Here is a 7728-nt window from a genome sequence, read left to right as displayed (position 1 = left end):
TTCTGGTCGGGGGTGGAGACCCGGGCGTAGCCGATCAACATATGTCGAAAATTACTCGACGGCAGGGTTTTCCGGCGTTGATTTCCGACACGGCATTCCGACGCGATTCGGGCAGGTTTCGGGATGAGTGTCGAGTTTGTCGGCAGACGCGTTTACCGACACGGTCGGCGACTGCGGGGCGAGCGATCAGCGGCAATAGCGGATACTCTGCGCTGCGGCCTGCCTTCCGCTGTCGGCCCTGTTCTGGCCGGTGTGGTCAGTGTGTTACCCCGTGTAGTCTCACGGCAGCGGTGGCGCTCCGGTCCGAGAATGAACGGTGATCGGCTGCGCTACTGCATTTTTCGAAGATCAATGGAGTGACTCGGGGGTTCGCGGTGAGATTGTCCGGCATTATCGCGTCGATGGCGGTGGGGGGTGTCATGGCTCTGATCGGTTCAGGGGTGGCGGCGGGGTACCCGAATCTCTATGAAGGTTTGCCGGTCGGCGGCTGTGCGTCACGGGATACGACGAATGACACGGCGGGGCCGGTCGATTGCAACTCGGCGGCGGCGAAGTATCGGTTGATTGAGCAATATCAGTTGACCGCCGAGACGCAGGACCAGCGGTGCGGCCCGCATGCGACGCTGAGCTATCACCACCGCACCGATGACGGCTTCCGGCTGGCGCTGTACTGCTTCACCTACAACATGACGGTGGATAGTTGCTGGAACCTGAGCGACGTCAATGACCCCGATCGACTCGACTGCGATGCCCATCTGCCCGGGGCCGAGCGCGTAACCGAAGTGATCGAGGGCGTCGCCGATGGAAGCCGCTGCCCCGCAGTCTCGATCGTTTATCCCCGGCTCGAACTCACCGTCTGTGTCATACCTGACTGAGCCCTATCGGATAGAAGCGTAGGCGCTGATCGGCGCGGATACGCCACATTGAACGGATGCACGGCCATCTGCCCACTCAGATACTCTCCCCGCCTTCATCTTCCGGCGCCAGCTGCGGCTGTCGTGTTCGGTCAGCGCGGTATGCGGCATTTGAGTGCGTATCGCGTGCGCTGCGGTATCGGTAGCTCCGGGTTAGCATCGGCTGTGCTGGGGAATGAGTGGGACGAAGCAGTCCTGATTGCCGATGGCTTCGAGCGTGTCTATGTCGAATCGGCACGCTACGACTGGCCACGCGAAGGGCTCGCCGACATCGGCGGGCAGCCACACTATTTCGAGGGTCAGTCCTTCACTCGCGTCGATGCGGGGTACATGTTCAACGTCTGGCCCGCGAGCGCGCAAGCGGTGGCCTGGGAGCTCGAGTGGTGGGCGAACTTCGCCTGCTGGGATCAGCGCTACATCGCCGGGGAGGCAGGCGTCGACACTCATCCTGGTCGGGGCGGCATCGATGCCCGCTACGACGAGTTGCAAGAGCTGCTGGCTCCGCATCGTCGAGTCCCGGCGAACGCTCGAAAGTTGTTGGCCGAGACGCGCTTCGATAAAGGTGACCGCTATCGAGTGGACGGCACCGACATGTGGTTTCGATGGCATCCGGTGAACGACGCCGAGACGGCCAACTGATCTTCGGGGGCATCGTGCCGATCAATGACGCTGGTAGTTTTCGATGCGGACTGCGCTGAGGGGGAGGAACTATGACCGGCGAGCCCATCACCACGCTGTACGACTACCAGCTATCGCTGCTGCACGCGATGTGCAGGAGCGCGCCCGCCCAGGCGACAGATCTGCTTGAGCGGATCGGCGCAACTCCCGCCGACACCGAGATGGCCGAGAAGCGGTGGTGGTGGTCCGCCGCGAGCAACAAGTTCACATCGATCGCGGAATACGTATCTGCCTGGGGTGCAGCGGAATCAGAAGATACCTACACCGAGGGGGATACTTGGTCCCGCCGTGCACGGTGGGATCTGTCGTTCTGGCCCGGATTGCAGATGGAGTTCACGGAGTTCTCCCGAGGACCTCGCCAGGTATGGCGGCGGCTGCTTCGCCGGCCTGAGATGCCGCGGCCTCGAATCGACGGCATCACCGACCTGACTCCCTGGTCGTGCACCACCGAGGAGTTTCACGACAGCATGTTGGGCCCATTCGCGCATGTCGATGGGCTTGGTTCAACGGGCGACATCACCGCCTTCAACGCAACGGATCCCGATTCGGGCCATCGCGGGATCTACTGGGCGCGTTTCGATTGGGGCTTGCTGCAGTCGGTTGAACCAGCGCCCGAGAGATACGACAAGTACGTGTGGAGACCCTGACCCACTGATTCGAATCCGCGCACCATGGACCGATCAGGAACACGCTCATCGGCATTACCGTGCGTTCGTCGACCGTCAAACCGGTGCGACCAGCAATCCGGACCCACGCAACCGGCAACCTATCCCGGCTACCAGGCCTGCGGCTCACCCACCGCGGGCCCGATCACGACCTGTGCAAGCAACCCCGGCAAATCGATACCCAGTTGCCGGGCCACCTCATACAACGCGTTATCCAGCGCCACCCGCGTAGACCCCGGCTCCGGGTGCAGCCGCAAAACGGTGTCCGCGTGGCGAATTTCGACATGGCAGACCTTCTCACCGCGAGCGCACCCGGCGACCGGCGGCGGTGCACCGATGACGACATAGGCCTCACCATCGCAGCGGCTGACCCGGCCACTGATGAAAACCTGCACTCCACACCCCCCACAACCGACGACAGGACCGCTCGATAGTTCGACACCGCACGCGCCCCGGATTGGATCCGGCTTCCGATGCCCCGCGCTGGCCGGTTCGGTCAGCGCGGGAAGCGGCACAAGCGTGCGAATCTATTGGGTACCATCCCTTGCTCGTCGGAGGTTGGCATGTCCGTCGTGCCTTCGGCTATCAGTGCAGTGGCAGCATCGCTAGCAGCTGCCTTTGCAGGCATGACTCTCTACATATCGGGCCGTCGCGAGAACCGAAAGTGGTTGCGAGAGGCTCTTATCGATGCCTACGTGGAATACCTGGACGCCAGTTTCGCCAGCCGCGGCGCGTATGCGCGCATTGCCCGAGTCGAAGGCTACGACGCCAGCGTATGCACGGAGATGCAAGCGCGAACCGATGAGGCATACTGCGCCCAAGCCGTCGTGCTCACTCGCCTTCGCCTCATCGCACCAAGGAAAGTCGTGTCGGCTGCCGAAGCACTCCATCTCGCCGACGGCGCCGTTATGCGCACCACATTCGAGCGAGAGCGGCCACCGATCGACGATGACGAATGGGCCGCGGCTAGAGACAAGCAACACCTCGCCCAGGAGCACTTCATCCGCGTGACGAGGCAATCGTTGCGGCTCGGTCAGAGTAGTTCCGTCATGAGAGGGTTTGAGGTTCCGGGCCCGTAAGGCCAGAACAGTAGCGCACGCGCTTCGGCAATAGCGCGCACTGCCGGCGCTCGTACGGCGTTCTGCCCGTTGATCTTCCGATGCTCCGCGCTGGCCGGTTCGGTCAGCGCGGTATGCGGCATTACAGATCACTATCGTGAACCATAGTTAGGCCATGCCGTGTGCTGGCTGATTGGTCCTGGATGGATGTTCCGCGCCGAATTCCCCAGTCGCGCAACGTTTACGATCGGTGGATGAGGATCGCTGCGGCGCAGGCACGGCCGGCATGGCTGGACCCTACGGCGGGAACGAAGACGGTGGTCGACTGGTTGACCCGGGCGGCCGAAGCCGAAGTGGACCTGCTGGCGTTTCCGGAGACGTTTCTGTCGGGCTATCCGATCTGGCTGGCCCGCACCGGCGGAGCCCGCTTCAACAATCCGGCGCAGAAGGCCGCCTACGCCTACTACCTCGACGCCGCGGTCACCCTCGATGGCCCGTACCTGGCCACCGTGTGCGAGGCCGTCGCGGATCTGGGGGTCTTCTGCTATCTCGGGATCAGCGAACGCGTCCGCGGGACCGTGTACTGCACGCTGGTGGCGATCGACCCGGCTCGCGGAGTGGTGAGCGCTCATCGCAAACTGATGCCCACCCACGAGGAACGGATGGTCTGGGGAATCGGCGACGGTCACGGCCTGCGTACTCACGATGTCGCCGGATTCCGGGTGGGCGGCCTGTCGTGCTGGGAGAACTGGATGCCCCAAGCCCGTCACGCCCTGTATGCCGACGGGGAAACCCTCCATATCTCCACCTGGCCCGGATCGGTCCGAAACACCCGAGACATCACCCGTTTCGTCGCGCTGGAAGGTCGGGTCTATTCCCTGGCCGCCGGAGCCGTGCTCGACTACAGCGATGTACCTGGAGACTTCCCGCTGCGAGACATGCTGATCTCACAAGGCAAACCGGCCGGCTATGACGGCGGCTCCGCGATCGCCGGGCCCGACGGCGCCTGGCTGGTCGAGCCGGTGATCGGTGCGGAACGGCTCGTGATCGCCGATATCGATCCCGCCCGGGTAGCTCAGGAACGACAGAACTGCGATCCCGCCGGGCACTACTCTCGCCCCGATGTCTTCTCGGTCACCGTAGACCGTCGCCGCCGCTCCCCGGCAACCTTTCTCGACGACTAGCTACTGCCACCACTGCGGCGCAATTCGTGCAAGGGAGTCGATAGGTCGCGGCCGGTGCTGAGGCGCGGCCGGTTGATCGGAATCTCGGCCAGCGGTGTGGTCTCCCGCATCGAAGCCAACGACCTCTTGGCCAATTCCTGATAGACCTTCACGCCGTTGGCTTTCCACCGCAACGTCTGCTCATCCAACGGCCGGGTCTCGGTGACCGGGTTACCGACCGCGAGATGCGCTGCGGGGATCGTCGTGTCCGCCCGAACCATGCTTCCGGCGCCCACGAGCGCGCGTGCTCCCACCCGTGCGCCATCCATCACGACTGCGTTCATGCCGACCATCGCCCCCGACTCGATGACGCAACCGTGCAGTACCGCACCGTGCCCGATGTGGGATTCGGTCTCCAGCAACAACTCTCGCCCCGGAAACGTATGCAGCACGCACCCATCCTGAACATTGGATCCCGCACCGATGACGATCGGGCCGAAGTCGCCTCGGATGCTGGCCACCGGGCCGATGTAGCAGCCGCTTTCGACCACGACATCTCCGATCAGCACCGCTGACGGGTGCACGAACGCGTCGGCGGCTACAACCGGTATAACTCCGTCGATTTCATAGCTGGGCATACCCACTCCTGTTCCCCCGGGCGGCCCCGGTCAGTTCCGGAGCCTCTCACAACGTCTCGGGGCGTCAGAATTCGGCATTGAAGCAGAGCTTGAGCCTGTAATCGGCAATAGCGGACGTTCCGCCGGCCTCGGACGGCACGGCCAGTTGATCTTTCGATGCCCCGTGCTGGCCGGTTCGGTCAGCGCGGTATGCGGCATGTGCGGACATCCAGATCAGCGACGCCGATCAAGCACCCCTGCCAGCGCGTTACTCGCTACGAGATACCGTGCCCCGAATCTGAGGCGTGTTCGTTCTGCCGTAGTCGTTATAGATGTAGGTCGCCGAAACCACCCGGCTACTGCCGGACTCACACTTCGGATCGCGCAGACGAGTAAACGCGAACCGGTTGCCTGTACCATCCCGAGACAGCAGCAATTCGGTTGCCGGCGGACCCGACCGAAATGGCAGCTCGTCTCGGAACGAGATCGCGGTCGGCGGGGTGGTTTCAACGCTGCCCGTGCCGTTCCGCAGTGTGACCACGACCCCGAACCGAGTGTCGGGCATATCCTTCGGCGGATACGACTGTGTCGTCGCGTCGCCCTTGTAGACGGTCGCCTGTCCCTCGTCGGTCCAGTCCGACACTTTCCTGCCGCAATGGGGGTCGGTGACGAACCCAGCCAGGACACCGGACGGAGTGCCACTGCCCGCGATCAGCGGCGGAATCGTGACCCAGGCACTGACGAGAATGGCGACCGCCAGCCCTGCTCCGCCTCGAATCGAAGCGACACGCGTCCGACCGGATCGGTTGCTATACAAGTGCAAGAAAGCTGCCGTGAACGCTACGGCAACTGCGAAACACGCAGCGCCGAAGCTCGTTTCGAGGCGTCCGGGTAACTCCCGCTTGTAGTCGGACAAGTACAGCTCGGTTCCCACCCACTGAGCGAACAAACTGGCAACTACCCCACCCACAATGGTGCCGCCAGGCGCGAACCGGTATGGCAACAGCCCTAACATGCCAGTGACGGCCAGCACCGGGCTGATCACCAGCAGGAACGGCCAATAGACCATGAGGTTGGCCGCGAAGCGGCCGCCCGCTTCGAGCTCGAACCGTGGATCCGCTCCCCGGTCCGAGTACAGTCCGAGCCCGATCGCCGCCCACGCGAGAGCCAGTGCGCCGACGGCAACGACCTGCAATAGGTACGCGAAACGGCTCCAGCGATTCCACGGTGTATCACGAACCAACACGCGGTCACTGTATCGACCAGTTGTGTCCGATCCGTCGACCAAGTGTGGAGAGATCGTGTGGGTCCCGTAGAGACTCCAAAGTCGCAGAGCCCCAACCACTTCGGCATTATGGTGCGTTCGGCCGGCCTCGGATCGGCACAGCCAGTTGATCTTTCGATGCCGCGTGCTGGCCGGTTCGGTCAGCGCGGTATGCGGCAAGAGAGTGCGTTCAGCGCCGTGGGCCCGCGCTCCTCGACGCTGAACACCCAGCTACCCGCCACCGAGTCCCCGCTCGCCGAAACTCTTGGCTAGGTTCTCGGCGACTTCGGGGCAGCGTAGGCTTCTGCATTCCCCAGCGTGCCGCAACCTACATCATCGGGGAACCCGGGTTGGCCGCACCGGAACATGCCGTGACCTGCTCGGGCGTCCACCCACCGATAGCGCAAACCAGAATCCACACAATCGGGTGGGTATACAGATATTGCGCAGAACTCGATCCCGAAGAACCCGATCCCGAAAAAAGAGGTGCCCCCGAACCTGACTCCGACGTCGATACCGGAGCCGGCACCGGCGCGGCCACAGCCGTGCCGACCCCCACCGTCAAAGCCCCCAGCGCAGCCGCTGCGACAAGGAAAGAACGCATCGGACAAGACCTTTCAATCAAGCAAAATTGATGCGTTTCACAATCCAGTACGCCCCCGGCCTCCCGCACCACCCCAAATCTTGGGGCGGCGGCGCAGCGGCACTGGGCTTCCGATCGGCTGACCCGCTGGTGATTCCACTCGAGCCCCTGAGAACGCGCTGCATTCGGCATGTGCGGATGTTAGAACTGATCGTTCCTGGATCCGCGCGAAGGTGCCACGTTCTCGACTACTCGGTCTCGCGCCAGATGCACTTCGGCGGCCGCTACCGGGGGGCGCAGATGAACGGACCGGCTCGAAGCAGGTCACATACCACCAATTCGAAGACGTTCCGGTACATGTCACTTGAGCCCTGGCTCACCGAGAACCCCACATCGCCGCCGAGCGCGCGTTCCAACGATCCGGTTTCGGCCACAACAGGCGCGACGGGTCCTTCGGCAGCGGGCTGCAGGACCAGCGGCGCGGCACCAGCGGTTCCGGCCGCAGCGGCGGTGATCAGGCATCCGGCCGCAGCGGCGATAATGCGTTGGCTGGCAGCGGCTTTCATGGGCGCTCCTCATGTTTCGTGATGTCGGTGCCACCCTACGCATGTCTGAAGCATTAGAGTTTCAAGTTTTCTGCCCCTACTTCTGTGGTCGGCACTACAGGCCAGGACACTGCCGCCACGCCGGATGAGGTTCCCCCCGAACGGTGGACAGTTAGTTACGCAGCGTTCGCTGCGGCTGTCATGAGTGACCGCTCGTAGCAGATCGGGCTGATTCCACCGA

General features: G+C 63.4%; 9 protein-coding genes. 5 read left to right on the top strand and 4 right to left on the bottom strand.

The features are described from left to right. Nucleotides 1–419: 419 nt before the first annotated feature. From AB0L60_RS42080 to AB0L60_RS42070, 3 genes are all read left to right on the top strand, one after another. Nucleotides 420–875, top strand: coding sequence for a hypothetical protein (locus AB0L60_RS42080; RefSeq protein WP_364626461.1), 456 nt, complete (start codon nucleotides 420–422; stop codon nucleotides 873–875). Between the two features lie 204 nt (nucleotides 876–1079). Continuing rightward, on the top strand, nucleotides 1080–1553 hold the full coding sequence (locus AB0L60_RS42075) for a hypothetical protein (RefSeq protein ID WP_364626458.1): 474 nt from the start codon (nucleotides 1080–1082) through the stop codon (nucleotides 1551–1553). A 71-nt stretch (nucleotides 1554–1624) separates the two neighbouring features. Continuing rightward, nucleotides 1625–2239: a hypothetical protein gene (locus tag AB0L60_RS42070; RefSeq protein ID WP_364626455.1), complete on the top strand. Its 615-nt coding sequence runs from the start codon at nucleotides 1625–1627 to the stop codon at nucleotides 2237–2239. A gap of 128 nt (nucleotides 2240–2367) precedes the next feature. Here AB0L60_RS42070 and AB0L60_RS42065 read toward each other — a convergent pair whose 3' ends face one another. Then, nucleotides 2368–2652, bottom strand: coding sequence for a hypothetical protein (locus AB0L60_RS42065; RefSeq protein WP_364626452.1), 285 nt, complete (start codon nucleotides 2650–2652; stop codon nucleotides 2368–2370). Nucleotides 2653–2820: 168 nt separating this feature from the next. Here AB0L60_RS42065 and AB0L60_RS42060 point away from each other — a divergent pair, with 168 nt between their 5' ends. After that, nucleotides 2821–3336, top strand: coding sequence for a hypothetical protein (locus AB0L60_RS42060; RefSeq protein ID WP_364626450.1), 516 nt, complete (start codon nucleotides 2821–2823; stop codon nucleotides 3334–3336). 233 nt (nucleotides 3337–3569) lie between these two features. Then, a complete protein-coding gene (locus tag AB0L60_RS42055) occupies nucleotides 3570–4499 on the top strand; it encodes a carbon-nitrogen hydrolase family protein (RefSeq protein ID WP_364626447.1) in 930 nt (309 codons plus the stop codon). Here AB0L60_RS42055 and AB0L60_RS42050 read toward each other — a convergent pair. The 3 genes from AB0L60_RS42050 to AB0L60_RS42040 all read right to left on the bottom strand — a co-directional run bounded on the left by AB0L60_RS42050 (nucleotide 4496) and on the right by AB0L60_RS42040 (nucleotide 7508). Further along, nucleotides 4496–5116 carry a gamma carbonic anhydrase family protein gene (locus AB0L60_RS42050; protein ID WP_364626444.1) on the bottom strand — a complete coding sequence of 207 codons (621 nt, stop codon included), beginning with the start codon at nucleotides 5114–5116 and terminating at the stop codon, nucleotides 4496–4498. The two genes, AB0L60_RS42055 and AB0L60_RS42050, sit on opposite strands and share 4 nt — an antisense overlap. A 247-nt stretch (nucleotides 5117–5363) precedes the next feature. Continuing rightward, nucleotides 5364–6341: a hypothetical protein gene (locus tag AB0L60_RS42045; protein WP_364626441.1), complete on the bottom strand. Its 978-nt coding sequence runs from the start codon at nucleotides 6339–6341 to the stop codon at nucleotides 5364–5366. 885 nt (nucleotides 6342–7226) lie between these two features. Then, complete coding sequence (locus AB0L60_RS42040) at nucleotides 7227–7508, bottom strand: hypothetical protein (RefSeq protein WP_364626438.1); 282 nt, start codon at nucleotides 7506–7508, stop codon at nucleotides 7227–7229. Nucleotides 7509–7728: the final 220 nt, after the last annotated feature.

Origin of the sequence: Nocardia sp. NPDC051981 (genome assembly GCF_040680715.1) — a bacterium.
In the GTDB taxonomy this organism is placed as follows: domain Bacteria; phylum Actinomycetota; class Actinomycetes; order Mycobacteriales; family Mycobacteriaceae; genus Nocardia.
This window is presented reverse-complemented; position numbering and strand designations above follow the sequence as displayed.